The following is a 24,808-nucleotide window of genomic DNA, read 5'->3' on the forward strand; positions in this document are numbered from 1 at the left end:
CCGGCGAAACGCCGCTCTGTCTAATGTTCGGTTTCCTGCTGTTGGGCTGACAGTTCCGCCAGGTGTTTGCGGCTGAGCGTCAGAAATCTCGGTGTAGGGCCGGTATCGCCATACAATGGATCGCCCATCTCGTCTTCAGCGACCACTTCGTCTCCCGGCTCATAGGGTAACGAAGCCTCGAATTCCTCCAGTGCCGCCGACAGCAGATCAGTGATCAGCTCCTCGACGCAGCGTTTAGGATACATTTCCTGCAGCGCAGCCAGACGGGCTGCGTCTTCCAACGGCAATTTCACCTGGTAGGTGTTCTGCGTAACGCGGCCTTTGGCGGTGCGTTCCCATTCCTCGGTAAGTTCACGGATTTTCATGCTTCCCCCTTTCGAATAAGTATCGCTTGTGGCGATATTTTCAGCGTAGCCTAGATTTGTGCGTTTGACTGACACTTGCCACCGTGGGTTCAGCCACCCATGCTGTGCTAGATGAACTGACAGGAGCTGAGCATGACCGAGATTGATGCCCGTCTGCGCGAGGAAGTACATGAACTGGGCGAGTTGCTGGGACAGACCATCCAGACGCAGCTGGGCGTGGATTTTCTCGAGCGTATCGAGCGTATTCGACTCGGCGCCAAGCAGGGTCGTCAGACCAATCAGGCTGAGTACGACGCCCTGTTGAGCGCCATGCACGACCTCCCGGACGACCAGCTGCTGCCGGTGTGCCGTGCTTTCAACCAGTTCCTGAACCTGGCCAATATTGCCGAACAGTACCATCGCATTCGTCGTCGCCGCGATGATGAAAACCCCCTGTTTGAGGACCGCTGTCTCACTGATCTGCTTCAACGATTGCGCGACTCAGGCATGGATGGCGATAAACTGCGCGAGCATGTCGCGGCGCTGGATATCGAGCTGGTCCTGACCGCACACCCCACCGAAGTGGCGCGCCGGACACTGATTCAAAAGTACGATGCCATCGCCGCTGCGCTGGAACGCGGTGATCACGACGACCTGTCGGCCAGCGAAACCGCGCAGGTTCGCAGCGATCTGGCGCGGTTGATCAGCGAGGCCTGGCATACCGACGAGATCCGCCGCAACCGGCCAACACCGGTGGACGAGGCCAAGTGGGGCTTTGCGGTTATCGAGAATTCTTTATGGCAGGCGCTACCGCAATTCCTTCGCCAGCTGGATCAAGAGCTGCACAGTGCCACCGGGCACCGTCTGGACAGACGTGCGGCGCCGGTGCGCATCGCCTCATGGATGGGTGGCGACCGGGACGGTAACCCGAATGTCACCGCTGAGGTCACCACTGAAGTGTTGTTGTTAGGGCGCTGGATGGCTGCGGATCTGTATCTGCGCGACATCAGTGCCCTCAGCACTGAACTGTCGATGCAGGCGGCCAGTGAGCAGCTCATGCAACGCGCTGGTGGCGCGGACGAACCCTATCGCGCGGTGATGAAAAAGCTGCGAGAGCGTCTGCTGGCGACGCGTCGTTGGGCGCAGGCAGCATTAGCCGGCGAACAGCTTGATTCGGCCGAGGTGATGCACCACGTCGACGAGCTTCGCGAGCCGCTCGAGCTATGCTATCAGTCCTTGTTGGACCAGGGGATGGAGCTGATTGCCGATGGCCCCTTGCTCGATACGCTGCGTAGGGTCAACGCCTTTGGTCTGGCGCTGGTGCGGCTCGACATTCGTCAGGAAGCGGGTCGACATAGCGATGCGCTGACCGAATTGACCGAATATCTCGGGCTCGGCAGTTACCAGGAATGGGACGAAGAGCAGCGCTGCGAATTTCTGCTGACCGAGTTGCATAACAGGCGGCCGTTGCTGCCACCGCAATGGAAGCCGTCGGATGAGGCGGCCGAGGTGCTGGCGACCTGTCGGGTGGTAGCAACGCAATCCGCCGACCTGTTCGCATCCTATGTGATTTCGATGGCGTCGTGCGCCTCGGATGTATTGGCCGTCAAGTTGTTGCTGAAAAGCGCCGGCGTCGCCTGGCCCATGCGTGTCGTGCCGTTATTCGAGACACTGGATGATCTGGACAATGCTGCGCCGGCGATCAGGCAGTTGCTGGAGCTCGACGGCTACCGCAGCCTGATCGGCGATGAGCAGGAGGTGATGATCGGCTATTCCGATTCGGCCAAGGATGCCGGCGCGCTCGCCGCGGGTTGGGCGCAGTATCGAGCCCAGGAAGCACTGGTTGAGGTTTGTCGCGAGCTGAACGTACGTTTGCGTTTGTTCCACGGTCGCGGTGGCACGGTCGGACGGGGCGGCGCGCCGGCTCACATGGCGATCCTCTCGCAGCCGCCCGGGTCAGTGAACGGTCAGCTGCGGGTGACCGAGCAGGGCGAGATGATTCGCTTCAAGTTCGGTCTGCCGGGCATTGCGCTGCAAAGCCTGAACCTGTATTCCAGCGCGGTGCTGGAAGCGACACTGCTGCCACCTCCGGCGCCGCAACCGCAGTGGCGCGAGAAAATGCAGGGCTTGGCCGACCGGTCAGTCGATATCTACCGGGGCGTGGTGCGCGACGAGCCGCAATTCGTCGAGTATTTCCGCCAGGCCACCCCGGAGCAGGAGCTGGGGCGCTTGCCACTGGGTAGTCGGCCTGCCAAACGACGTAGTCAGGGTGGCATCGAAACGCTAAGGGCTATTCCGTGGATATTCGCCTGGTCGCAGACTCGCCTGATGCTGCCGGCGTGGCTCGGTGCAGGCCAGGCGCTGGCCGAATCGATCGAGCAGGGCGGGGAACCGCTTCTGCGCGACATGATGTCACAGTGGCCATTCTTTCGGGCGAGGATCGAGATGCTGGAGATGGTTCTGTCCAAAGCGGACGGCAATATCGCCCGCTTTTATGAGCAACGCCTGGCGGAACCTGATTTATGGCGCCTGGGTGAAACCCTGCGTACTGCATTGCAGCGGGCCACCGATACCGTGTTGCGATTGCGCGACGCTGACCAGCTTCTGGCGCATGATCCCGTCCTGGCTGAGTCGGTGGCGGTGCGTAACCCCTACATCGATCCGCTGCATCTGTTACAGGCAGAACTGCTGGCGCGTACCCGCAATCAGGCGGGCGAACGTGACGAGGACCTCGAACGGGCTTTGCTGGTGACTGTTGCAGGGATCGCTGCGGGCTTGCGCAATACGGGATGAGGCCGCTGCGGGTGTCGCTTCGGTCTGATAACCGGGACTATCGTCTGGCTTGTGTGTGCTGATTTGTAAGTGTATGTTGAACGCCCTTTTCGCACTGCACCTGCCGTGCGCGAATCTTGCGCGCCAGCCCCCGGCTGGTGTCCGCCAGCCTTCGGTCATGCACCCCAGGCGGCCCCCGGTTATCAGTTAGAACGAGGAGTTCAGCAATGCGTGTAATCCTATTGGGCGCTCCAGGCGCGGGCAAGGGCACTCAGGCCCAGTTCATATGCAAGCGTTTCGGCATTCCCCAGATCTCCACAGGCGACATGTTGCGCGCAGCGGTCAAGGCTGGCAGTGAGATGGGCCTGTTGGTCAAGGAAGTTATGGATAGCGGCGGGCTGGTCTCGGATGACCTGATTATTGGACTTATCAAGGAGCGCATCACGCAGGACGACTGCACCAACGGTTTTCTGTTTGACGGCTTCCCTCGCACTATTCCTCAAGCCGAAGCGCTGGTCGACGCGGGCATCACCATCGACCACGTGCTCGAAATCGCTGTTGAAGACGAAGAAATCGTTCAGCGTCTCTCTGGCCGCCGGGTTCATGCCGGCTCTGGTCGTATCTATCACATCGATCACAATCCGCCGAAGGCTGTCGGGGTCGACGATCTGACCGGTGAAGTACTGATTCAGCGCGATGATGACAAGGAAGAAACCATCCGCAAGCGTCTGGAAATCTATCACACCCAGACCCAGCCGCTGGTCGAGTTCTATCGTCAGTTGAGCGAAACGCAGGGCACGCCCAAGTGTTCGCGGGTCGAAGGTGTCGGTACTGTGGATGAGATAACATCCAAAGTTCTCGATGCTCTGACCTGAGTAGTGCTGTGTACAAAAGGCCCGTGTGACAGCAGTCGCACGGGCCTTTTCGTTTGGGTACAATTTCGGCCCCTCCGACCGGACGACACATCACGCATGGCCACTTTGCTAGCACTGGATACCGCCACCGAAGCCTGTTCCGCCGCGCTGCTGCACGACGGTAAGGTCTATGCCCGCCATGAGGTCATACCGCGGCAGCATGCCAAGCGATTGTTGCCAATGATCGACGAGCTGCTGCAGGAAAGCGGCGTGAGCTTGATGCAGCTCGATGCGCTGGTGTTTGGCCGGGGGCCCGGGGCCTTTACCGGCGTGCGTATTGCGACCGGCATGGTTCAGGGACTCGCCTTTGCGGCAGACAAACCGGTCATTGATATATCCAATCTGGCGGCGCTGGCTCAGCGTGCCTGGCGCGAACACGGCGCCGAGCAGGTCTGTGCGGCAATCGATGCACGCATGGATGAGGTGTACTGGGGGTGCTACCAGGTGAAGGATGACGTCATGCAGTTGGTCGGCACGGAGTTGGTCAGCGCGCCGGAAGCGGTGAGCCTGCCGGACGGCATGAGCAGCCAGGTTGGTGCCGGTACGGGCTGGCAGTACGCTGACCGACTGGCGGTTAAAGTTGATCAGGCATGGCCTGAATTATTGCCTGATGCGCGTGACCTGCTCAGTCTGGCGCTGCCGCGTTGGCAATCGCGTGATTTGCTGGATGCGGCAGATGCACAGCCCGTTTATCTGCGTGACCAGGTCGCGACGCCGAAGCAGCCGCCCAGGTAAAACAGTCCAGCAAGGGGGGTCCGTATCTGTGGCAGAATGCACGCCACGAGGATATTTGCTGTTGATCCGCTGTCACAGGTTGGCAACCCTCTCTGAGTCCAGGCTCATACAGAGGTCGCCCGCATTTTCATTCACCCGGAGTCCTTATGCGTCTGGATGGTTACAACCCGTTCAATACGTTACCAAGCCGCGGGATACGGCCGGTCTCACCGGCTCCGGGGAGCGAAGTGGCGCGCGTGGATCAATCCGGCTCGTCAGCCAGGATTGAGATTTCGCGCAATGCGGATGCCCGCCATGTCAGTGCTTCTACCGCAGTTGCCGAATATATTCCGGCTCGCCGGGACAGTGCAGAGCCTGTCCACAGTCGTGCCAGTCAGGCATTGGCCAGCTACCACACGACGGCCAGCATGACGACGCACGACGAGGTCGAAGGCGTGTTCGGCATTGATCTGTACGCTTGATGGACTCCTACGTTTACCCGCCCATGTCTGCTGCGCCCGCCGTTGCCACCGCCTCTCTGGGCGTCACCTGGCTGGCGCCTGAATACGAGGCGCGCGCCGCTGAGCTTGCGATACGTCTCGGTTATGCCTGTATTGGAAGCGACGATCCGCTTCCCGAAATGATGCTGCAGGTGGGCGCCGATGGACTGAGCCTGCGATTGAGTGGTCCGGACGCACCGGGCCCGGTGCGCGTCGATTTTGTGGAAGGTGCGCTGGCGCACCGTCGGCTATTCGGTGGCGGCGCCGGGCAAATGGTGGCACGTGCGGTCGGTGTCAGGGGCTCGATTCGTCCCAATTTACTTGACGCAACAGCGGGCCTCGGACGCGATGCCTTCGTGCTGGCCGCGCTCGGTTGTGACGTCATCATGCTGGAACGTCAGCCGGTCATCGCGGCGCTGCTGGCCGATGGTCTGGAACGCGCCCGGCAGAGCGGCGGCAAGGTCGCCGACATTGCTGGGCGCATGCGCCTGATTCAGGCCGATGCCATCCAGACCATGCGGGATTGGGAAGGGCCTGTCCCCCAGGTTATTCACCTGGATCCGATGTTTCCACATCGCGACAAGTCGGCGCTGGTAAAGAAGGAGATGCGTCTGTTCCGGCCGCTGGCGGGCGATGATACGGACGCGCCGGCGCTACTCGAAGCGGCGCTGCAGCTGGCCAGCCACCGTGTGGCGGTGAAGCGCGCGCGCAAGGCGCCAGCCATTGAAGGCCAGGCACCGAGTGCGCAGCTTACCGGGCAATCCAGCCGCTACGATATTTACGGCAAGCGGAAGCTGGAAGGCTGAGAGCTGGCGCGGTGGCGTTACGCCTGCTCCCCTACCTCCGCCTGCGTCCGCGCTACCTGCTTGATCGATAATCTGATCTCCGCGCTCAATACACGTTTAGCCGCATTCTCGGCGATATCTTCCAGCTCCGGTTGATAGTGCAGTTGCCCCTGCGAATCTGCTTGCAGCACCTCCATCTCGATCAGCCGCTGAATAAACTGGCGGAACAGCGTCTTGTCGAAGGACTCAGGTGCATTCAACCCGTGCAGTATCGAGAGCCGCTGGGCCATGACCGTACAGAGCGCTTCGAGTGATTCTGCACTCAGGGTGCCGTTTGGGTTGTTCAGCAGCAGGGCGGCGGCCATGTAGAACCGTTCAAGCATCTGCAGAATGCTGCGTGCCAGCAGGCTGAGCAGGACGAACTCGGCAGAACTCGGGTCCGGCCGGTGAATTTGCTGGTTCTCCTCATGCAGCAGGTTCTGGTCGATCAGGCCGTCAATCCAGTCGTTGATGACGTCCGGTAATTGTTCTTCGCGCCAGTGCATGAACAGTTCGCCCTGCAGGTAGGGATATAGCGCCATGACCAGGCGCCGGATCTGTTCACGGGTCATGCGTGAGTTGTTGAGGAACAGGCAGGCAATCAGCGCTGGCAGCGCCACCAGGTGCAGCACATTGTTGCGGTAATAGGTCATCAAGACTGCCTGGGGTTCATCCAGGTAGAGGATCTCGCCCAGCGCATCGGATTGGCGGCCGATCAGCTCCATCGCCTCGACGTAGCGGATGATCTCCTGCCCGCCCATTTCAGGGAGGGTAATGCTGCGGCTATAGGGCACCCGACGCAGCAGCGTGAGGTAGGCGTCCAGCAGGCGCACCAACCCCCGTTCATCCAGTGCCAGCCGGGGTGTGGACAGCATGATCAGGGATACCAGGTTGACCGGGTTAACGTCAGCGGCGGCGTTAATCGAAGCCGCCAGAGTGTGCGCGAGCCGGTTGGTGGTGTCTGGCAGCCAGGCGGGCTTGAAGTCGCTGCCATGGTCCATCTTGCGCCAATCCGGTTGTTGCTCATCGAGGAAAGCAGAGAGCGATACCGGCTCGCCAAAGTTCACCGCGACCTGACCGAAGCGCTGCTTCAGTGCGGAAAGCACACGGAAGATATCGAAAAAGGATTCCTTCTTCTTCTCCTGTCCACGCAGCTCGCCCAGATAGGTGCGACCTTCGAGCACCCGTTCATAACCGATATACACCGGCACGAATACAATCGGTCGGCGTGATGAACGCAGGAAACTACGCAGGGTAATGGCGAGCATCCCGGTCTTGGGATTCAGGGTGCGACCGGTACGGGACCGACCGCCCTCGATGAAATATTCCACCGGGAAGCCGCGGCTGAACAGCATGTGCAGGTATTCATTGAACACGGCGGTGTACAACGCGTTGCCACGAAAGGTGCGGCGCATGAAAAACGCACCACCACGACGGAGGATGCCGCCGATGACTGGCATGTTGAGGTTGATGCCGGCAGCAATATGCGGCGGGGTCAGGCTGTGTTGCAGCAAGGTGTAAGACAGCAAAAGGTAATCGATATGACTACGGTGGCAGGGGACATAGACGATCTCGTTGCCCCGCGCGATCTCCTGAACCCGCTCGATATGGTTTACCCGGACGCCTTCGTATAGCTTGTTCCAGAACCAGGACAGCACCACTTCCATGAAGCGGATGATGGTGTAGGTAAAATCCGAGGCAATTTCATCGGCGTAACGGGTCGCTTCACGCTTTGCCTTGGCCTGGTCTTCTCCGCTTTCAAGCGCTTCGCGCTCAATGGCCTGGCGCACCGTCGGCGCATGCAACAGGCCCTTCAATAACGAACGGCGGTGGGAGAGGTCGGGACCGACCACGGCGCCGCGCTGCTGGCGGAAATGTACGCGCAGCAAACGGTTGATACGCCGCAAACTGCGCTCATTGCCAATCTGCTGATCACTCAGCTCACGTAACGAAATTGCCGCACCGAAGCGGACCCTGATCTTGCGACCGTGCAGCACAATGGCGAGCAATTTGCGCAAACGTCCGCTAACTGTCCAGTTATAGGCAAACAGCAGCTTGATCGGCGAGGACTCGACCTCAGGGGATTGGCCCCAGAAGACGCTGACCGGCACCAGCTGGACGTCCAGTTGGGGGTTGTTATCCACCGTGGCCAGTACCCGTTGCAAGCGGGGTGACTGGCGGCGCGGATCGGGGCGGGCTGTCCAGGCATGTTCATGGCTGAGGAACACGTGCGCCTCTTCCTCATCCAGCGTCTCGATGCTGCGAACCGGACGCGGCAGGCCGGCGCGGTCGCACTCATGATCCAGCACCAGCAAGTCAGAGAGAGAGCGGTAGGGCAGCACATAGACGATGGGCAGCTGCGGGTCGAGTTGGTCGTTGAATGCTGCATCACCGGTGCTTGTCGAGCGAGACCATAGATACAGCAGCCGGCGCAGCAAACCAAAACGCAGGCGGCCGAAGAAATAGGAATAAACAGCTGACATAATGCTTCCTGCAAAGTCTGGGACAGTTTCCATCACCCGCATGCGGCGGCCCGGCTGGAAACAGGCGAAACCGAATTCTAGCCGGTTTGCTCCAGTGTGACAGCGTGCATTGCAGGGCCGTTACGCAAACCTTGAAATCGATGCCTGATGCCCGCATATTTCACGTCGTGCTCGGCTACGTTCATGCCGGGCCGCAGAGTCTGCAGGATGCGGCTCAGCGTGTATTCCCTGTTTTATCACGTTCGCGTCCCCGTTTTCGTCTATCACCCTGCGGTTCGGCAATCCATGTATCCTTGCGCTTTGCGATAGCCGCGTGCCTGCGGCATGCCAATCTCGGGGGAGATGGAAAAGAGGCCATGATAAAGATAAACAGCCTGACCAAACGATTTGGCGACCATGTCGCCGTGGACAATTTGTCCTTCGACGTACAACCGGGGGAAGTACTGGGATTTCTCGGGCCTAATGGCGCTGGCAAGTCCACCACCATGAAAATGCTCACCGGGTTCCTCACGCCTGATGGTGGTTCAGCCTCGGTCTGCGGATACGATATCCAGACGCAGATCCTGCAGGCGCAGCAACAGATGGGTTATCTGCCGGAGGGTGCGCCTTGTTATGGCGACATGCGGGTAAAGCGATTCCTCGAGTTTATCGCCGAAGTGCGCGGTTTCTCGGGCGCCGAGAAGCACAAGCGCGTTGCCCTCGCGGCCGAGCAGCTGGAACTCAATGGCGTGCTCGGTCAGAGCATCGAGACGCTGTCCAAGGGCTTCAAGCGCCGCGTAGGCCTGGCCCAGGCCATCCTGCACGATCCGCAGGTGCTTATTCTCGACGAGCCTACCGACGGGCTTGACCCGAACCAGAAGCACCAGGTGCGCAACCTGATCCAGCAACTGGCCAGCGGCAGCAACAAGATCGTGGTGATTTCCACGCATATTCTCGAAGAAGTCAGCGCTGTGTGTACCCGCGCTGTGGTCATCGGTCGTGGCCGCCTGTTGGCGGACGGTACGCCGGACGAGCTCGAAGCCCGCTCCCGCTATCACCAGGCGGTGACTGTCGATCTCGAACATGCCGTCGATAGCGCTCCATTATTGGCGCTGCCCGGTGTGCTCGATGTTGAACGTCAGCGCGATGGTCAATTGCTCACCGTCGTCGCCAAACCCGGCGAAGTGGTTTTTCCGGCGGTGGGCCAGTACGCCCGCGAGCAAAATTGGCCGGTCAAGGAATTGTCCGTCGAGCGGGGACGCCTGGATGAAGTCTTCCGTCGCCTGACCGCAGGGGAGGCAGCATGAAAAATCTGGGTGTGATATTCAAGCGCGAACTGGGCAGCTACTTCGCTACGCCCCTGGCGTTCATTTTCATCGTTATCTTTCTCGTCCTGGCGGCGGTTTTCACCTTCTACCTTGGCAGCTTCTATGAAAGCGGCCAGGCCGACCTGAACGCCTTTTTCAACTTCCACCCCTGGTTGTACCTGTTCCTGGTACCGGCGGTGGCAATGCGGTTGTGGGCTGAGGAGCGCAAGTCCGGAACCATTGAGCTGCTGATGACGCTGCCGGTATCGCGTACCGACATGGTGCTGGGCAAGTTTCTGGCGGCCTGGGTGTTTGTCGGCATCGCCTTGCTGCTGACCTTTCCCATAGTGATCACCGTGAATTACCTGGGCAATCCGGATAACGGCGCAATCATCACCGGATATATCGGAAGCTGGCTGCTGGCTGGCGGATATCTGGCGATTGGTTCATGCATGTCGGCGCTGACCAAGAACCAGGTCATCGCGTTTATCGTCAGCGTGGTCGCCTGTTTCATATTTATCGTCAGCGGTCTGCCGCTGGTACTGGATCTGTTCAGCGGTTGGGCTCCCCAATGGCTGGTCGATGCCATCGCCTCGCTCAGTTTCCTGATTCGCTTCGACGCCATCAGCAAGGGCGTCCTGGATCTGCGAGATCTGTTGTATTTCATATCGCTCATGGCCGCCTGGTTATGTGCCACAGCGATTGTCATCGACCTTAAAAAGGCCGATTGAGGCGAGGAGACCGAACAATGAAACGTTTAATGTATTCAGGTGCCGGCCTGCTGGTACTGCTGCTGGCCTTCATCGCATTCAATATGGCTTCCAGCGTGCTGCTGTCAGGCGCACGGCTTGATCTCACCGATCAGAAACTGTTCACCATCTCCGATGGCACCCGGCAGATTCTTGAAGATCTGGAAGAGCCGATCACGCTCAATTTCTTTTTCTCCGACCGCGCCAGCCAGGACATGGTGATGCTGCGCAACTACGCGCGCCGCGTTGAGGAAATGCTCAAGGAATATGAGCGTGTAGCCGACGGCAAGCTGGACCTGCGGATCATCGATCCGCAACCGTTCTCGGAAGCAGAGGACCGCGCCGCCGAGTTCGGCCTGCAGGCTGTTCCGCTGTCGCAGTCGGGTGAGCAGCTGTATTTCGGTCTCGCCGGCACCAACTCGCTGGCCCAGCGCGAAGTGATCCCGTTCTTTGCCATGGAGCAGGAGGGTTTGCTGGAGTACGAACTGAGCCGTCTGATCAATAGTCTGGCTCAGCCCGAAAAATCCGAAATCGGGGTTATCTCCGGTCTGCCAATGTCCGGTGGCATGAACCCCATGACCGGCCAGGCCAGTCCGCCATGGATTGCCTTTGAGCAAGTACAACAGATGTTTAATATCCGCGAACTCGATCATGATGTCGATGCAATACCCGAGGAGCTTGAAGTGCTGTGGTTGGTGCATCCCAAAGCGCTGAGCGAGTCCGCGCTGTATGCGATCGATCAGTTCGTCCTGCGGGGCGGTCGCTTGCTGGCATTCATCGACCCGCTAGCCGAGGCCGACCAGAGCCAGGAGGCGATGCTGGATATGATGGCCGACGGCAAGGCGTCGGATCTCGGGCCGCTACTGAAAAGCTGGGGTGTGCGCTACGATCCCAGCCAGGTAGTAGTCGATGCACGCCTGGGCATGTCGGTCGGCCGTGGACAGGGTCAGTTGCCTGCCCGGCATATTGGCTGGCTCGAGCTGGAACCGGCACAGCTGAACGAGGACGACACCGTCACCGCTCCATTGAGCCTGCTGACAGTTGGCACGGGCGGCGCTCTGATTCCGCAAGAGGGCAGCGAGACCGTCTTTACACCTCTGTTCTCCAGCACCACCAATAGCGCTCTGGTATCCAGCGAACGCTTCACCGCGATGCGCGACCCCGAGGTGTTGCTTGACGGCTTCAAGGCGGACGAGCAGACCTATCATTTCGCTGCGCGACTGCAGGGGCCGGCGAAAACGGCGTATCCGGATGGCCTTGCCGAGCGCGAGCCTGGTTTGACCGAAGCGGACAATATCAATGTCATGGTGGTTGCTGATACCGACATGCTGACTGATCGCATGTGGGTGCAGGTGCAGGATTTCTTTGGCGAGCGGGTACCGCAGCCCTGGGCGGACAACGGCGGGTTGCTGTTCAACGCGCTGGATAACCTGTCCGGTTCCGAGGCGCTGATCAGCGTGCGGTCACGTGGCGATTTCAGCCGGCCCTTCACCGTGGTGGAAGAGCTTCAGCGTAACGCGGAGCAGCGCTTCCGTGCCAGCGAACAGCGATTGCAGCAGCAGCTGGCTGAAACCGAGCAGCGCCTGGCGCAGATGCAACAGAGCCAGGACCCGTCGCAGCTGAGTGAACTCTCGGCCGAACAGGAGCAGGAAATTCAGCGGTATCTGGACCAGAAACTGCAGATCCGCAAGCAATTGCGCGATGTGCGCTTCCAGCTGAACAAGGATATCGAGCAACTCGGCACTCAGCTGAAGGTGATCAATATTGCGCTGGTACCGGCGTTAATCACCCTGGGCGTGCTGTTGTGGTTGTTGGTTGGCCGCCTGCGCCGGCGGTCTGCCTGAGGAGATTCTGCAATGAAAAAGCTGATCGCAGCGCTGGCGCTGCTCACTGTGGCTCTGGTTGTGATTGCCCTGCGTATGCAGGGCAGTGACCGGGTTGCTGATCTGGAAAGCCGCCCGTTGCTGAACGAGGCGCAACTCGCCCAGCTTGCCGAGGTGGAACGCATCACGCTATCGCGTGGTGATGCGTCTGTTGAACTGGTGCGTACGGACAAGGACTGGGGCGTTGCTGAACACCACCTGTTCCCTGCGCAGCGTGAGCGCTTGGCGGCCTTGCTGCACGCCCTGCGAGGCGCGCGCATTATCGAGGACCAGACAGCCAATCCCGACCATCACGCCCGGCTTGGGCTGGATCCGGATGCCGAGGGAGCGGAGACACTCGCTGTGAACCTGAAGGGCGACGCCGAAATCACCCTGCTGTACGGCAATACCGTCGGCAGCGGCCAGTTGGTGCGCTTTGCCGATGATGACCAGGTATGGCTGGTCAATCGTCCGCTGAGCATGACGGTGAACAGCAACGAGTGGTTGGCTCTGGACGTCATCGATATCCCCATGGAGCAGCTGTCATCGGCGCGTTGGGAGCATGCCGATGGCGAGGTCCTGCAGCTCGACAAGGCCAAGGAAGGGGATTACAACTTCCGTCTCGCCGGGCTGGAACCGGCGCTTCAGGCAGGCAATGAGCGCTGGGTCAACAGCATGGTACTGGCGCTGGCCAACCTGCGTGCCCAAAGTGTCGCGCTACGTGAAGATCTGCAGCTGCAGGAGCCGCTGCTGCGCATGCAGATGCAAACCTGGCAGGGCGCGGAGCTGCATGCCGATCTGCACGGTATCGATGGGCGCTACTGGCTGGTCATTGATCGCTTCGTCAGCCCGGAGGATGTCGAGCTGGAGGTGAATGCGGATGAACGCTGGGCCTATCAGTTGGCGATTGGTCAGGTCGAGCAGCTGGTCAAGCGTCACGCGGATATCGTGCGTAACCAGCCGGAGCAGGCAGGGCAGGAGTAAGCATCAGGAAAGTTTACCGGCGCCACCCGGCAGATCACGCGGGTCAGCCGGGCTGCGGTCAGCCGAGTTGCTGGTTGACCCATTGCTTGAACTGGGCCGCAGGCAGTGCTCCGGCCATGCGGGTAACTTCTTTCCCTCCACGAATCAGCATCAGGGTCGGAATGCTGCGAATACCGTACTGGCCAGCCAGCGCCTGCTCGTCTTCGGTATTGATCTTGACCAGCCTGGCACGTGGTTCGATGGAGGCCGCAGCCTGCTCGAATACGGGAGCGAACTGCAGGCAGGGTCCGCACCAGGGCGCCCAGAAATCCACAATCAGCGGCAGGTCGGCGGAGGCATGGGTGCGAAACTGCGCTGCGTTCAGCGGCACCGGCTGGCCGGTGAACAGCGCCTGCTTGCACACGCCGCAACGGGGATCAGAATCCAGGCGGCTGATATCGAGGCGATTTTTACGGTGGCAATGGCCACAGGCAACGATCATGGGTTGGTTCATTATGTGCTCCCACGGCTAGGGTCTGTTGTCATTTCATCGAGGCCGCGATGAAACGACAACAGACCCTGTTCAGGGCTTCTGCGCCCAGATGAATTCTGTTTCGCCTTCCTCGTTCACTTTCATCCAGCGGTCAGCATCCGCATCCCCCTGTTCCTCGGACCAGCCACCCACCGAGCAGCGAACCTCGTGGCCAGTGGCTGCCTGAATGGCGCGCGCACAGTCGAGATCGGTGTCCCAGGGGGTGGCGTCGCTGTCGAACCAGACGCTGGCCCATTTACCCGCCGCTTTGCGCACGATCATCAATGGAATCGCCTGACCGTCCAGCCTCAGGGTGCCATGCCGGGTAAGGCCGTTCCATGCCTTGAGCTCCAGACCTTCGAAGGTCTGTTCCAGCCAGCTGGTCAGTGCGTCGAGATGATCTTCACGCAGGTAAATCTCTACATCGGGTTGTCGCACGGATATTCCTCTCAGCAACGTTGCAGCAGAACCATACGCATGGCCACCTCGAGCCCCGGCAGTCCCGAATCCAGCAGGGCCTGCTGGCGCTCGGGGCGGCTGCGGAAGCCATGTGGTGTCATACCGATCAGGCTGGCCAGATCAGCTGACTCCAGATCAAGAGCATAGCGCAGGACCTCATCATTGACGATGCGCAGGCCTTCGGGCAGTTGTTTTATCAGTTCGGGCGTGGGGTGAACGCTGTCGTAGAGTTTCTCGCGCAAGCTCAACAGGTGATCGGCATGCGGTCCTACCAGCAGGATATGTCCGCCGGGCCGGACGCAGCGCAGACATTCTTCCCAGGACCACGGGCTGAATACACAGAGCGCGGCGTCAAGGCTGGCATCGGAGACCGGCAGGCGCGCGCTGGAGGCTACCATCCACTGGATCGAGCGGCTGCGGCGGCAGGCCTTGATTACAGCGTCCTTGCTGATGTCCAGGCCGCCCATTGCAGTATCGGGCAGGGCCGCGGCCAGACGTTGTGTGTAATAGCCTTCGCCGCAGCCCATATCCAGCAGCGTGCCTGGCACCAACCCGGCAAACAGCCGATTGATCGCGTCACTCACCGGTTGGTAATGCCCTGCGTCCAGGAATGTTTGGCGGCAAGCCAGCATGGTGGGCGTGTCACCCGGTCGGCGGCTGTTCTTGTGTTGAACAAGCAGGAGGTTCAGGTAGCCCTGCCGGGCCTGGTCATAGCTGTGGCCGTTGATACAACGCCAGTTGCGCTCAGTGGCGGTCAAAGGCTCGCGGCAGTGTGGACAGATCAGTTCAAGCATCAGCGCAGCAACTGTTCAAGGGTGGCCTGATAGATATCGGTCAGCGTGTCCAGGTCAGCAGCGGATACGTGCTCGTCGAGCTGGTGAATGGTTGCGTTGACCGGACCGAGCTCGACCACCTGGGTGCCCATGGTGGCAATGAAGCGGCCATCGGAGGTGCCGCCGGATGTCGACGGCTGGGTATCGCGACCGGTCACCTGACGAATTGCCGCGGAAACGCCATTGAGCAGGGCACCGGGTTCAGTGAGAAAAGGCAGGCCGGAGACCGTCCATTCCAGGTCATAGTCCAGGCCGTGTTGGTCGAGGATATCGGTTACCCGGAGCTGCAAGCCTTCGACCGTGGATTCGGTGGAAAAGCGGAAGTTGATCAGCGCTTCGAGCTCGCCGGGCACCACGTTGGTCGCGCCCGTGCCTGCATTGATATTGGAAATCTGGAAGCTGGTAGGCGGAAAGAAAGCGTTACCCGCGTCCCAAGTCTCGTGCGCGAGAGCCGCGAGTGCCGGCGCGGCAAGGTGAATCGGATTGCGTGCCAGGTGTGGATAGGCCACATGGCCCTGCTTGCCCTTGATCACCAGCCGGGCATTCAGCGAACCACGCCGGCCATTCTTGACGATATCGCCGACCGCCTCGGTGCTGGAGGGCTCGCCAACAATGCACCAATCGACTTTCTCGCCGCGCTTGACCAGTGTTTCAACCACCTTGATCGTGCCCTCGGTAGCCGGGCCTTCTTCGTCACTGGTGATCAGGAAGGCGATTGAGCCCTTGTGATCAGGGTGTGCTGCTACAAAACGCTCAACCGCGACAACCATCGCCGCAAGGCTACCCTTCATATCCGCAGCGCCGCGTCCCCAGAGCATGCCGTCACGTATCGCCGGCTCGAAGGGAGGCTGGGTCCAGCGCTCCACAGGCCCCGTCGGCACGACATCGGTGTGCCCGGCAAAACACAGCACGGGTCCTTCAGTGCCCCGCCGCGCCCACAGGTTGTCCACGTCGCCGAAGCGCATGGACTCCAGCCCGAAGCCGGCCGCTGCCAGACGTTCGCCCATGAGGGATTGGCAGCCGGCATCCTCCGGCGTGGTCGAATCGCGGGAGATCAGGTCGCAGGCCAGAGAAAGGGTAGGGGAGAGGTCGGTCATGGGCTCGGTTCGCAGGTCGTTGAAATTCCGCGCCATGATACCAGACTAGCTCCAGCGCGCCTTGCGCCAGGCGCGGCGTTGTTTCTTGTCGAGAAAGGTCCAGGCCAGCATCCGGCTGTGCTTGAGGCCTTGCGTCATAGGCACCACGCGTATGTCACGCGCGCCCAGTTCGCGTAATTGCTGCTGCAGTTCGTCCAGGTTGGCGCCCTTGGACACCAGGCTGCTGAACCAGAAGACCGAGGTGGCGAATGCGCTGCTCTCTTTCACCAGACGGCCGAGGAAGCCTATCTCGCCCCCGCTGCAATACAGTTCGTTGGCTTGGCCCCCAAAGCTTTGATGCGGCGACAGCTGCTTGCCATGCTGTTCTTCCAGATTGCGCCATTTGCGTTTGTTGGCCTGACGGGCTGCCTCGGCGTCGGTATAAAAAGGAGGATTGCACAGGGTGAAATCGAAGCGCTCCCCGGTGCCGACAATGTTGTGCAAAAGCTTTTCGTTATCTCGCTGCAGGCGCAGCTCTATCTGCTCCGCCAGTGACGGATTGGCGGCTACAATGCGCCGGGCGTTGCTCAGGGCCGGTGCGTCGATATCGGTGCCAACAAAGCGCCAACCGTAATCACGGTTACCGATCAACGGATAGATCAGGTTGGCGCCGGTACCAATGTCCAGTCCGACCAGCTTCGGGCCACGTGGAATCTGCCCGTCATGGCTCTCTCCGATCAGATCGGCCAGTGCATGCACGTAATCGGCCCGACCGGGTACAGGCGGGCACAAATAACCGGCGGGAATGTCCCAGTCCTGGACGCCGTAGTGGTGTTGCAGCAGCGCCCGGTTAAGTGCTTTGACGGCTGCGGGGTTGGTGAAATCCAGAGTGAGATTGTGGTCCTTGCCGGGTATCAGGTATTCGAGTAGCTCGGGTTGCAACTTGCCCAGCGTCTTGAAGTCGTAGCGGCCCTGGTGACGGTTGCGCGGATGCAGGGTGGCTGCGGGTTTACGGGGTGCGGACTTGCTGGACATGGAAAACTCTCGGTAAAGAACGACAGGATACAGGACGTCGAGTGCAAAGCAGAATCGGCGTTATGGCAGTGTAGCGAGCTTTGTCGAACAAGCGGCTATAGCACCTGTATCTGCATGCAGGCTGATGCCATGTCCTGGCAGCCAGGTCGCTGCGTTATACTTCGCGAAGTTGATGATGAGGTGTGCATGAGTACAGATGATCCCCGTTTCGGTGGTATTGCCCGGCTTTATGGTAACGAGGGCCTGGCGCGTCTGCGTGACAGCCATGTGGCTATCGTGGGCATCGGTGGCGTGGGCTCCTGGGCAGCCGAAGCGTTAGGCCGCACAGGTATCGGACGGATCACGCTGATTGATCTTGATGAGGTGTGTCAGACCAATACCAACCGGCAATTGCCGGCCCTGGAAGGACAGGTCGGCCGTCCCAAGGTTGATGTAATGGCGGAACGCTTGCGGGCAATCAACCCCGATTGCCAGGTTAGCGCGATCATGGATTTCGTGACGGAAAGCACCTTGCCCCAGTACATTACTGAAGAGCTGGATGCAGTGGCCGATTGCATCGATAGCGTCAATTCCAAGGTGGCGCTGATTGCCTGGTGTCGGCGCAGGCGTATTCCTATCGTTACGGCTGGCGGGGCCGCCGGGCAGATCGACCCGACCCAGATCAAGGTGGCGGATCTGTCAAAAACCACCAATGACCCGCTCGCCGCCAAGGCGCGCTCGCAGTTGCGGCGCAACCATAATTTCCCCAGGGCTGACAGCAAACGCAGCTTTGGCGTGCCCTGTGTCTATTCAACCGAACAGTTGCGCTATCCCTCGTCCGACGGCGGGGTATGCAGGCAGAAAACCTTCAACGGGGAGACGGTCAAGCTCGATTGCGAGGGGGGGATAGGTGCTGTCTCGATGGTCACCGGGGCCTTCGGATTGAATATCGCTGCGAAGATCGTCGAGCGGTTGCTAAAGTAAGGGAGCTAGAAGCTAGAAGCTAGAAGCTAGAAGCTAGAAGCACCAGCTCCCAGCCGCGCAGCTTCCAGCTTCCAGCTTCCAGCTTTGGATCAGTTATGCGCGTGCAGCATATCGTTGAGCTGGATGGCGCTCTTGTTGGTTTTGCATTCAATGGCACCGGTCTGCGAGTTGCGACGGAACAGCAGATCCGTCTGGTTCGCCAGGTCACGAGCCTTGACGGTTTCCACCAGATTGTCGGCATCGTCCAGCAAAGCGACCTTGATGCCCGCAGTGATGTACAGGCCTGCCTCGACGGTGCAGCGATCGCCCAGCGGAATACCGATACCGGCATTGGCGCCGATCAGGCAGCCTTCGCCAACAGAGATGACGATGTTGCCGCCACCGGACAGGGTGCCCATGGTGGAGCAACCACCGCCCAGATCGGAGCCCTTGCCAACGAACACGCCAGCGGAAATTCGTCCTTCGACCATGCTGGTGCCTGCGGTGCCACCATTGAAGTTGATGAAGCCTTCATGCATGACCGTGGTGCCTTCACCAACATAGGCGCCCAGGCGCACCCGTGCGGTATCGGCAATGCGCACCCCGCTGGGCACGACGTACTCGGTCATCGACGGGAACTTGTCGATGCTGTGTACATTCAGGGTTTCACCTTTCAAACGGGCTGCGAGCTGCCGCTGGGGCAGTTCATTGACATCAATGGCGCCCTGGTTGGTCCAGGCCACGTTGGGCAGCAGCGGGAAGATGCCCGCCAACACTACACCGTGCGGCTTGACCAGACGGTGCGAGAGCAGATGCAGCTTCAGGTACGCCTCAGGCGTTGAAGAGGGCGCTTCGTCAGTTGCCAGGATGGTTGCTACCAGCGGCTTGTTGCTGCTGGTCAACTGAGCGACAAGGGCGCCCGTTTCGGCGAAGCCGGCGGCTTCAATGGCTTTGCCCAGCGTTTCGCACTGGCTCGGAGAAACGGCTATCGCCTGATTGCCGCCTTCGTAGCCGAGCTGCTCAGCCAATACCTTCAGCAGCGCGCTGTCGGGATTGAGCAGGGGCTGGGGGTAGAACACTTCCAGCCAGTCACCTGCGCTGTTCTGGGTTCCAATGCCGAAGGCCAGGCTGAAACATTCGCTCATGGGGGGTATTCCTTTGCATGGTTCGTGGAGATCAATCGAAAGCGCGTGCGTAGAGCTCGGGCTTGAAGCCCACCAGGCGTTCCGAGCCGATATCGAGTACCGGTCTCTTGATCATTGAAGGGTTGGCCTGCATCAGAGCAACAGCCTTATGGGTATCTATGTCCTGCTTGTCTGCGTCGGCAAGCTTGCGGAAGGTGGTGCCTTGACGATTGAGGATCTTTTCCCAGCCATGCTCGCTGCACCAGGCCTCAAGTCGCCCGGCGTCGATGCCTTCCTTCTTGTAGTCATGGAAGCGGTAAGCAATGCCCTGCTCGTCGAGCCAGGTACGGGCTTTCTTCATGGTGTCGCAAGCCTTGATGCCATACAGGCAAACCGGGCTGGCGTCACTGCTGGATAGTTCGTCAGACACGGGCGTCTCCATAAAGGCCAGGGCCAAAAAACGAGGGCCGGATTATGCCACGTCGGTGCTGCGGCTGTCAGGCGGCGCGCAACTCAGAGATTCTCAACGAAGCGTCGGATGCGTTGCGCAGCCTCGATGCAGTCGGCCAGCGGTGCGACCAGGGCCATGCGTACGCGTCCGGCACCAGGGTTATACCCGTCCACGTCACGTGAAAGGTAGCGACCCGGTACCACCGATACGTTTTGCTCGGCGAGCAAGCGGCGGGTGAAGCTTTCATCATCCATCGGTGTCTTCGGCCAGAGATAGAAACCCGCGTCCGGGCGTTGTACCTCGAGCACGTCGCCGAAAATATCCAGCACCGCGTCGAACTTGGCCTGGTACTGCTCGCGGTTGTCCTCCACGTGCTGCTCGTCCTGCCAGGCGGCAATGCTCGCCAGCTGCGTTTGCACCGGCATGGCGCAGCCGTGATAGGTCCGGTAGGTCAGGTAGGGCTTGAGCAGGTTGGCATCCCCAGCGACGAAGCCCGAACGCAGGCCGGGCAGGTTGGAACGTTTGGACAGACTGTGGAATACCACGCAGCGGGCGAAGTCATCCCGGCCCATGTCAGCGCAGGCCTGCAGCAGGCCGACTGGAGCCGGTTGACCGGGTGCGTAGATTTCGCTGTAGCACTCATCCGACGCGATGATGAAGTCGTATTGATCAGCCAGGCGGATCAGTTGCTGCAGTGTTTCCAGCGCTATTACCGCTCCGGTGGGATTGCCCGGCGTACAGATGAACAGCAGCTGGCAGCGCTGCCACACGTCTGCGGGAACGGCGGCGAAATCGGGCACAAAGTGATTGGAGGCATCACACGCCAGATAGTGCGGCTCTACCCCGGCCAGAAACGCTGCACCTTCATAGATCTGATAAAAGGGATTCGGGCTGACTACCAGGCCCTGCGGGTCACGCTTGACGGCGGCCTGGGTAAAGGAAAACAACGCTTCGCGGGTGCCATTCACCGGAATCACATTGGCGTCGGGGTTCAGGCTGCCAGCCGGCAGGTCGAAGCGGCGGGTAAGCCAGTCGGTGATTGATGTACGCAGCTCCGGCGTCCCGGCAGTGGTCGGGTATATCGCCGCCTTGTCGAGATTCTGACTCAGCGCGTCCAGCACAAACCGGGGCGAGGCATGCTTGGGCTCGCCAATCGACAATGCAATCGGGCGCAGCTCCGGATTGGGTACGACGTCGGCGATCAACGCACGCAACTTTTCAAACGGGTAGGGTTGCAGGCGTTGCAGATCGGTATTCATCCGGCGGTCCTCAATGCCCGGTCGCGATATCACGCGAGCGGCTGGTATCTGGTTGTTGGGTATTGCCCAGGGTTTCGACAATAGTGGATTGCAAGCGCGCGCACAGATCAGGGTCCGATAGTGGCTCGTTGTTCGCGTCGGTGAGTACGAATACGTCGTCCACGCGTTCACCCAGCGTGACAATCTTGGCGTTCTGGACGCTGATATCGAAGTCCAGGAAGATCTTGCCCATGCGCGCCAGCAAACCCGGACGGTCAGGTGCGCTGAGCTCGAGAATCGTGTGTTGGCCACCGTGATCATTGAAGATGGTGACCTCGGGGGGGAAGGCAAAAAGCTTGAGCTGACGCGCGACGCGGCGCTGGATGATGGACGGATAGGAATCAGGATCAGACAGAGCCTCGACCAGGCCGCGTTTGATCTGTCGGACGCGCTCAGGATTATCGCCGATGGATTCGCCATCGGCGTCCAGGACAATGTAGTTGTCCAGGCTGAAACGCCCCGTCGAGGTAATGACCCGGGCATCCTGAATGCTCAGATTAAGCTGGTCCATCGCGGCAACCGTCGCTGCAAACAGGTCGTTCTGTTCGGGCGTATAGATGAAGATCTGGGTAGCCCCTTCAAATTCGCGCTGAGCGGTTTCCTTGATCAGGACCAGCGGTACATGCTTGTCAGCATGCTGGGCGATGGCCTCCGTGTGCCAGGCGATATCGTTGGCAGTATGGCGAAGGAAGTAATCCTCTCCCAGATATTCCCAGAGCGCCTCGACGTCTTCTTCGTCTATGCCGCTGCGCACCAGAATGTCCAGTGCGGCCTGCTGAGTCTGATGGATATGCTCGTCGCGGTTGGGTGGGTTTTCCAGCCCGCGGCGCAGTGCGCGCTTGGTTTCGGTATACAGCTGGCGCAGCAGGGAGGCGCGCCACGAATTCCACAAGGTCGGGTTGGTGGCATTGATGTCGGCGATGGTCAATACGTACAGATAGTCCAGGCGTACCTGATTGCCCACGCGCAGCGCGAAATCGTGAATGATCTGCGGGTCGGAAATGTCCTTGCGCTGCGCCGTGGTGGACATCAGCAGGTGATTGCCCACCAGCCAGCTGACCAGATGGGTGTCCCAGGCCGGCAGCTTGTGACGCTTGCAGAAGATCTCCGCATCCACCGCGCCCAACTCGGAGTGGTCGCCACCCCGGCCTTTGGCGATATCGTGATACAGGCCGGCCATATACAGCAGGTCCGGTTTGGGCAGGCGGTTGAATATGCGCCATGCCAGCGGGTACTTCTCCTGATAGTCGGCATAACCGAGCTTGCGCAAATGCTTGATCAGGTTGAGCGTATGGGCATCGACCGTATAGATATGGAAAAGATCGTGCTGCATCTGCCCGACAATCTTGCCAAATTCCGGCAGGTAGCGGCCCAGGATGCCGTAGCGATTCATTCGCCGCAGGTTGCGGTGGATCCCTTGCCGGCAACGCAGCAGCTCGATGAACAGACTGGTGTTCTGAATATCGTTGCGAAAGTCATCATCAATAAGATGCCGGTGGTCGCGCAACAGGCGGATGGTCCCGGCGCGTACTCCCCGGATTTCGACGTGCTGGGCCATCAGCAGGAAAATTTCCAGCAGCGCGGAGGGTGTGCGTTTGAATACCTGCTCGTCAGTCACTTCAATGTAATGATCGCGGATCCGGAAGCGAGCATTGAGCGGGGTGATGTCCGCGGCTTCGGCATCACGCAGAAGGATTTCCTCGAAGTGTTGCATCAGCAGGTCATTCAGCTGCGACAGGGACATCACCACCCTAAAGTAGCGCTGCATGAAGCTTTCAACGCCGAGTTTGGTGTCGTTATCCTCATAACCCAGCAACCTCGCGAGGGCGCGCTGATGGTCGAACAGCAGGCGGTCTTCTGCACGGCCAGCCAGATGGTGCAGGGCGAAGCGTACCTTCCACAGGAAGGCCTGGCCGGATGCCAGAATCTGATACTCCGATTCATTGACGAAACCGCGATCAACCAGTTGGCGCAGATCGCTGGTGCCGAAGTGCCGCAACGCCACCCAGCCGATGGTCTGGATGTCCCGCAGCCCGCCAGGGGAGCCCTTGACGTTGGGCTCGAGGTTATATTCAGTGTCGTTGAACTTGGCGTGGCGCGCCTGCTGTTCCGCCCGCTTGGCACGGAAGAATTCAGCGTCGCTCCACATTTTATCGGTACCAATGTTGGCGATCATCGCCTGACGCAGGTCCTCGCCGCCGGCAAGGGTGCGCGACTCCATCAGGTTGGTAATGACGGTAATATCGGCACGTGCCTCTTCCTGACACTGGGTAACCGAACGCACACTCTGACCCACTTCCAGACCGATATCCCAAAGCAGCATCAGAAACTGTTCAATGGAGTCACGGTAGGGGTCTGCATTGTCGTCACGCAGCAGAATCAGCAGGTCGATATCGGAATGGGGGTGCAGCTCACCGCGACCATAGCCGCCTACGGCCAGCAGCGCGATATTCGGGTCCTGCGCGCAGGCGAGTCGACTCCAGGCCTGGGTGAGTATCTGGTCGGTAAACCAGGCCCGGTCATGCACCAGCTTGCGGATGTCGCGGCCGCCATTGAAGCGCACCTTGAGGATGTGGTCAGCATGCTTGATGGCTTTCTTGAAGGCAGCCACAGGGCTGCTCTTCAAGGCCAGCTCAGCCTGAAACTGGCCCCGGTCGAAAAGTTCGTGATCCACGGTAATATCCTCGGTATGGCGTGTGCCGGTTACCTGAAGCTTTCTTCCCCGCGCAGGGTGAGCACTTCATAGCCGTCGGCGGTAACCAGTACAGTGTGTTCCCACTGCATGGACATCTTGCGGTCCTTGGTGATGGCGGTCCAGCCATCGCCGAGCAGGCGGGTTTCGGCGCGGCCCTGATTGATCATCGGCTCGATGGTGAAAATCATACCTTCTTTCAATTCGATGCCGGTGCCGGCGCGGCCATAATGCAGCACCTGGGGCTCCTCGTGGAATACCTTGCCAATGCCATGACCACAATATTCACGCACGACACTGTAGTGGTTGGCGTGCGCATGGGTCTGGATCACATGACCGATATCTCCCAGGCGGGCACCGGGGCGGACCACCGAAATACCTTTATACATACACTCCTGTGTCACCCTGGCGAGCCGCTCCATCCATTCGGGTACGTCACCGACCAGAAACATCTTGCTGGTGTCGCCGTGGTAACCGTCCTTGATAACAGTGACATCGATATTGAGCGCGTCGCCACTCTTTAACGGTTTTTCGTTCGGGATGCCATGACAGACCACGTGGTTGATCGAGGTGCATATGGACTTGGGGAAAGGGATCCGGTCGGGAGCGCCGCCGTAGTTCAAAGGCGCAGGGATGGCCTTCTGCACGTTGACGATGTGGTCGTGACAGATACGGTCCAGCTCCTCCGTAGTGACGCCCGGTTTGACATGCTCACCGATCATCTCCAGTACTTCAGCGGCCAGCCGACCAGCGATGCGCATGCCGGCGATATCTTCCGGAGTCTTGATGGTAACTGTCATGATTGGGCTCTCTCGTTTACGACGCCTGAACTGGCGTAGGGGCTGAACAAGCCACACAGTTTACCAGACATGCCAGGGTGTGTTCATCAGCCATGCCTGGAGCCGCGGAGGTGACCGTCCGGCAACTTCTTATTTCCGCAGCCCTCTCGATATGG

The 24,808-nt window shown here is 59.9% G+C and carries 22 protein-coding genes; 10 read left to right on the forward strand and 12 right to left on the reverse strand.

The window, feature by feature from the left end; genetic code table 11:
- Window positions 1-20 precede the first annotated feature (20 nt).
- On the reverse strand, window positions 21-365 hold the full coding sequence (locus G3M63_RS08705) for a pilin assembly protein (RefSeq protein ID WP_150300665.1): 345 nt from the start codon (window positions 363-365) through the stop codon (window positions 21-23).
- A 132-nt stretch (window positions 366-497) separates the two neighbouring features.
- Between G3M63_RS08705 and ppc the strand changes: the two genes are divergently transcribed.
- From ppc to G3M63_RS08730, 5 genes are all read left to right on the forward strand, one after another.
- Window positions 498-3,137 carry a phosphoenolpyruvate carboxylase gene (ppc, locus tag G3M63_RS08710; RefSeq protein ID WP_150300666.1) on the forward strand — a complete coding sequence of 880 codons (2,640 nt, stop codon included), beginning with the start codon at window positions 498-500 and terminating at the stop codon, window positions 3,135-3,137.
- Between the two features lie 206 nt (window positions 3,138-3,343).
- Window positions 3,344-3,991, forward strand: coding sequence for an adenylate kinase (adk, locus tag G3M63_RS08715; protein WP_150300667.1), 648 nt, complete (start codon window positions 3,344-3,346; stop codon window positions 3,989-3,991).
- 96 nt (window positions 3,992-4,087) lie between these two features.
- Window positions 4,088-4,765 (forward strand): tRNA (adenosine(37)-N6)-threonylcarbamoyltransferase complex dimerization subunit type 1 TsaB, encoded by a 678-nt coding sequence (gene tsaB / locus G3M63_RS08720; protein ID WP_150300668.1) that lies wholly within the window; start codon window positions 4,088-4,090, stop codon window positions 4,763-4,765.
- A 146-nt stretch (window positions 4,766-4,911) separates the two neighbouring features.
- Entirely contained in the window at window positions 4,912-5,226 is a 315-nt protein-coding gene (locus G3M63_RS08725) for a hypothetical protein (RefSeq protein WP_150300669.1), read from the forward strand.
- A 23-nt stretch (window positions 5,227-5,249) separates the two neighbouring features.
- Window positions 5,250-6,050 carry a class I SAM-dependent methyltransferase gene (locus G3M63_RS08730; RefSeq protein WP_150300850.1) on the forward strand — a complete coding sequence of 267 codons (801 nt, stop codon included), beginning with the start codon at window positions 5,250-5,252 and terminating at the stop codon, window positions 6,048-6,050.
- Window positions 6,051-6,067: 17 nt separating this feature from the next.
- On the opposite strand, the gene plsB is transcribed toward G3M63_RS08730, so the two are convergent.
- Window positions 6,068-8,551, reverse strand: coding sequence for a glycerol-3-phosphate 1-O-acyltransferase PlsB (gene plsB, locus G3M63_RS08735; RefSeq protein WP_163982674.1), 2,484 nt, complete (start codon window positions 8,549-8,551; stop codon window positions 6,068-6,070).
- A gap of 356 nt (window positions 8,552-8,907) precedes the next feature.
- Here plsB and G3M63_RS08740 point away from each other — a divergent pair, with 356 nt between their 5' ends.
- The 4 genes from G3M63_RS08740 to G3M63_RS08755 are packed head-to-tail and all read left to right on the forward strand — an operon-like array spanning window position 8,908 to window position 13,432.
- A complete protein-coding gene (locus G3M63_RS08740) occupies window positions 8,908-9,837 on the forward strand; it encodes an ABC transporter ATP-binding protein (RefSeq protein WP_150300671.1) in 930 nt (309 codons plus the stop codon).
- Window positions 9,834-10,568 (forward strand): ABC transporter permease, encoded by a 735-nt coding sequence (locus G3M63_RS08745; protein WP_150300672.1) that lies wholly within the window; start codon window positions 9,834-9,836, stop codon window positions 10,566-10,568. Before G3M63_RS08740 ends, G3M63_RS08745 begins: the two co-directional genes overlap by 4 nt.
- Window positions 10,569-10,585: 17 nt before the next feature.
- A complete protein-coding gene (locus G3M63_RS08750) occupies window positions 10,586-12,430 on the forward strand; it encodes a Gldg family protein (protein ID WP_163982677.1) in 1,845 nt (614 codons plus the stop codon).
- 12 nt (window positions 12,431-12,442) lie between these two features.
- Window positions 12,443-13,432, forward strand: coding sequence for a DUF4340 domain-containing protein (locus G3M63_RS08755; protein WP_163982679.1), 990 nt, complete (start codon window positions 12,443-12,445; stop codon window positions 13,430-13,432).
- Window positions 13,433-13,490: 58 nt separating this feature from the next.
- On the opposite strand, the gene trxC is transcribed toward G3M63_RS08755, so the two are convergent.
- The 5 genes from trxC to rlmF all read right to left on the reverse strand — a co-directional run bounded on the left by trxC (window position 13,491) and on the right by rlmF (window position 17,346).
- Window positions 13,491-13,925 carry a thioredoxin TrxC gene (trxC, locus tag G3M63_RS08760; protein WP_178100959.1) on the reverse strand — a complete coding sequence of 145 codons (435 nt, stop codon included), beginning with the start codon at window positions 13,923-13,925 and terminating at the stop codon, window positions 13,491-13,493.
- Between the two features lie 69 nt (window positions 13,926-13,994).
- On the reverse strand, window positions 13,995-14,381 hold the full coding sequence (locus G3M63_RS08765; protein WP_150300675.1) for a hypothetical protein: 387 nt from the start codon (window positions 14,379-14,381) through the stop codon (window positions 13,995-13,997).
- Between the two features lie 11 nt (window positions 14,382-14,392).
- Window positions 14,393-15,196: a putative RNA methyltransferase gene (locus G3M63_RS08770; RefSeq protein ID WP_163982680.1), complete on the reverse strand. Its 804-nt coding sequence runs from the start codon at window positions 15,194-15,196 to the stop codon at window positions 14,393-14,395.
- Window positions 15,196-16,332 carry a succinyl-diaminopimelate desuccinylase gene (dapE, locus tag G3M63_RS08775; protein ID WP_163984222.1) on the reverse strand — a complete coding sequence of 379 codons (1,137 nt, stop codon included), beginning with the start codon at window positions 16,330-16,332 and terminating at the stop codon, window positions 15,196-15,198. The genes G3M63_RS08770 and dapE overlap by 1 nt, the downstream gene beginning before the upstream one ends.
- A gap of 45 nt (window positions 16,333-16,377) precedes the next feature.
- Entirely contained in the window at window positions 16,378-17,346 is a 969-nt protein-coding gene (gene rlmF, locus G3M63_RS08780) for a 23S rRNA (adenine(1618)-N(6))-methyltransferase RlmF (protein ID WP_163982682.1), read from the reverse strand.
- Window positions 17,347-17,532: 186 nt separating this feature from the next.
- Between rlmF and tcdA the strand changes: the two genes are divergently transcribed.
- A complete protein-coding gene (gene tcdA, locus G3M63_RS08785; protein WP_163982684.1) occupies window positions 17,533-18,309 on the forward strand; it encodes a tRNA cyclic N6-threonylcarbamoyladenosine(37) synthase TcdA in 777 nt (258 codons plus the stop codon).
- A gap of 89 nt (window positions 18,310-18,398) precedes the next feature.
- Here the strand turns inward: tcdA and dapD are convergent, their stop codons facing one another.
- From dapD to map, 5 genes are all read right to left on the reverse strand, one after another.
- The gene (dapD, locus tag G3M63_RS08790; RefSeq protein WP_163982685.1) at window positions 18,399-19,433 is read right to left on the reverse strand and encodes a 2,3,4,5-tetrahydropyridine-2,6-dicarboxylate N-succinyltransferase; all 1,035 of its coding nucleotides are present in this window, start codon (window positions 19,431-19,433) and stop codon (window positions 18,399-18,401) included.
- Window positions 19,434-19,464: 31 nt separating this feature from the next.
- Window positions 19,465-19,842, reverse strand: coding sequence for an ArsC family reductase (locus G3M63_RS08795; protein WP_371923560.1), 378 nt, complete (start codon window positions 19,840-19,842; stop codon window positions 19,465-19,467).
- Between the two features lie 83 nt (window positions 19,843-19,925).
- Window positions 19,926-21,122, reverse strand: a complete 1,197-nt coding sequence (gene dapC, locus G3M63_RS08800; protein WP_163982687.1) for a succinyldiaminopimelate transaminase — start codon at window positions 21,120-21,122, stop codon at window positions 19,926-19,928.
- A gap of 10 nt (window positions 21,123-21,132) precedes the next feature.
- Complete coding sequence (locus G3M63_RS08805; protein WP_256669987.1) at window positions 21,133-23,835, reverse strand: [protein-PII] uridylyltransferase; 2,703 nt, start codon at window positions 23,833-23,835, stop codon at window positions 21,133-21,135.
- A gap of 29 nt (window positions 23,836-23,864) precedes the next feature.
- A complete protein-coding gene (gene map / locus G3M63_RS08810; protein ID WP_150300683.1) occupies window positions 23,865-24,653 on the reverse strand; it encodes a type I methionyl aminopeptidase in 789 nt (262 codons plus the stop codon).
- Between the last annotated feature and the right edge of the window lie 155 nt (window positions 24,654-24,808).

The organism is Pseudomonas sp. OIL-1, assembly GCF_010669185.1.
Classification (GTDB): Bacteria; Pseudomonadota; Gammaproteobacteria; order Pseudomonadales; family Pseudomonadaceae; genus Halopseudomonas; species Halopseudomonas profundi.

Bases quoted from the DNA above. Each gene is read 5' to 3' on its own strand.
- G3M63_RS08750 (WP_163982677.1), top strand. From the start codon at position 10,586: ATGAAACGTTTAATGTATTCAGGTGCCGGCCTGCTGGTACTGCTGCTG.
- trxC (WP_178100959.1), bottom strand. From the start codon at position 13,925: ATGAACCAACCCATGATCGTTGCCTGTGGCCATTGCCACCGTAAAAAT.
- dapD (WP_163982685.1), bottom strand. From the start codon at position 19,433: ATGAGCGAATGTTTCAGCCTGGCCTTCGGCATTGGAACCCAGAACAGC.
- G3M63_RS08740 (WP_150300671.1), top strand. From the start codon at position 8,908: ATGATAAAGATAAACAGCCTGACCAAACGATTTGGCGACCATGTCGCC.
- G3M63_RS08745 (WP_150300672.1), top strand. From the start codon at position 9,834: ATGAAAAATCTGGGTGTGATATTCAAGCGCGAACTGGGCAGCTACTTC.
- G3M63_RS08725 (WP_150300669.1), top strand. From the start codon at position 4,912: ATGCGTCTGGATGGTTACAACCCGTTCAATACGTTACCAAGCCGCGGG.
- tcdA (WP_163982684.1), top strand. From the start codon at position 17,533: ATGAGTACAGATGATCCCCGTTTCGGTGGTATTGCCCGGCTTTATGGT.
- G3M63_RS08770 (WP_163982680.1), bottom strand. From the start codon at position 15,196: ATGCTTGAACTGATCTGTCCACACTGCCGCGAGCCTTTGACCGCCACT.
- G3M63_RS08705 (WP_150300665.1), bottom strand. From the start codon at position 365: ATGAAAATCCGTGAACTTACCGAGGAATGGGAACGCACCGCCAAAGGC.
- tsaB (WP_150300668.1), top strand. From the start codon at position 4,088: ATGGCCACTTTGCTAGCACTGGATACCGCCACCGAAGCCTGTTCCGCC.
- rlmF (WP_163982682.1), bottom strand. From the start codon at position 17,346: ATGTCCAGCAAGTCCGCACCCCGTAAACCCGCAGCCACCCTGCATCCG.
- dapE (WP_163984222.1), bottom strand. From the start codon at position 16,332: ATGACCGACCTCTCCCCTACCCTTTCTCTGGCCTGCGACCTGATCTCC.
- G3M63_RS08755 (WP_163982679.1), top strand. From the start codon at position 12,443: ATGAAAAAGCTGATCGCAGCGCTGGCGCTGCTCACTGTGGCTCTGGTT.
- map (WP_150300683.1), bottom strand. From the start codon at position 24,653: ATGACAGTTACCATCAAGACTCCGGAAGATATCGCCGGCATGCGCATC.
- plsB (WP_163982674.1), bottom strand. From the start codon at position 8,551: ATGTCAGCTGTTTATTCCTATTTCTTCGGCCGCCTGCGTTTTGGTTTG.
- adk (WP_150300667.1), top strand. From the start codon at position 3,344: ATGCGTGTAATCCTATTGGGCGCTCCAGGCGCGGGCAAGGGCACTCAG.
- dapC (WP_163982687.1), bottom strand. From the start codon at position 21,122: ATGAATACCGATCTGCAACGCCTGCAACCCTACCCGTTTGAAAAGTTG.
- G3M63_RS08730 (WP_150300850.1), top strand. From the start codon at position 5,250: ATGTCTGCTGCGCCCGCCGTTGCCACCGCCTCTCTGGGCGTCACCTGG.
- ppc (WP_150300666.1), top strand. From the start codon at position 498: ATGACCGAGATTGATGCCCGTCTGCGCGAGGAAGTACATGAACTGGGC.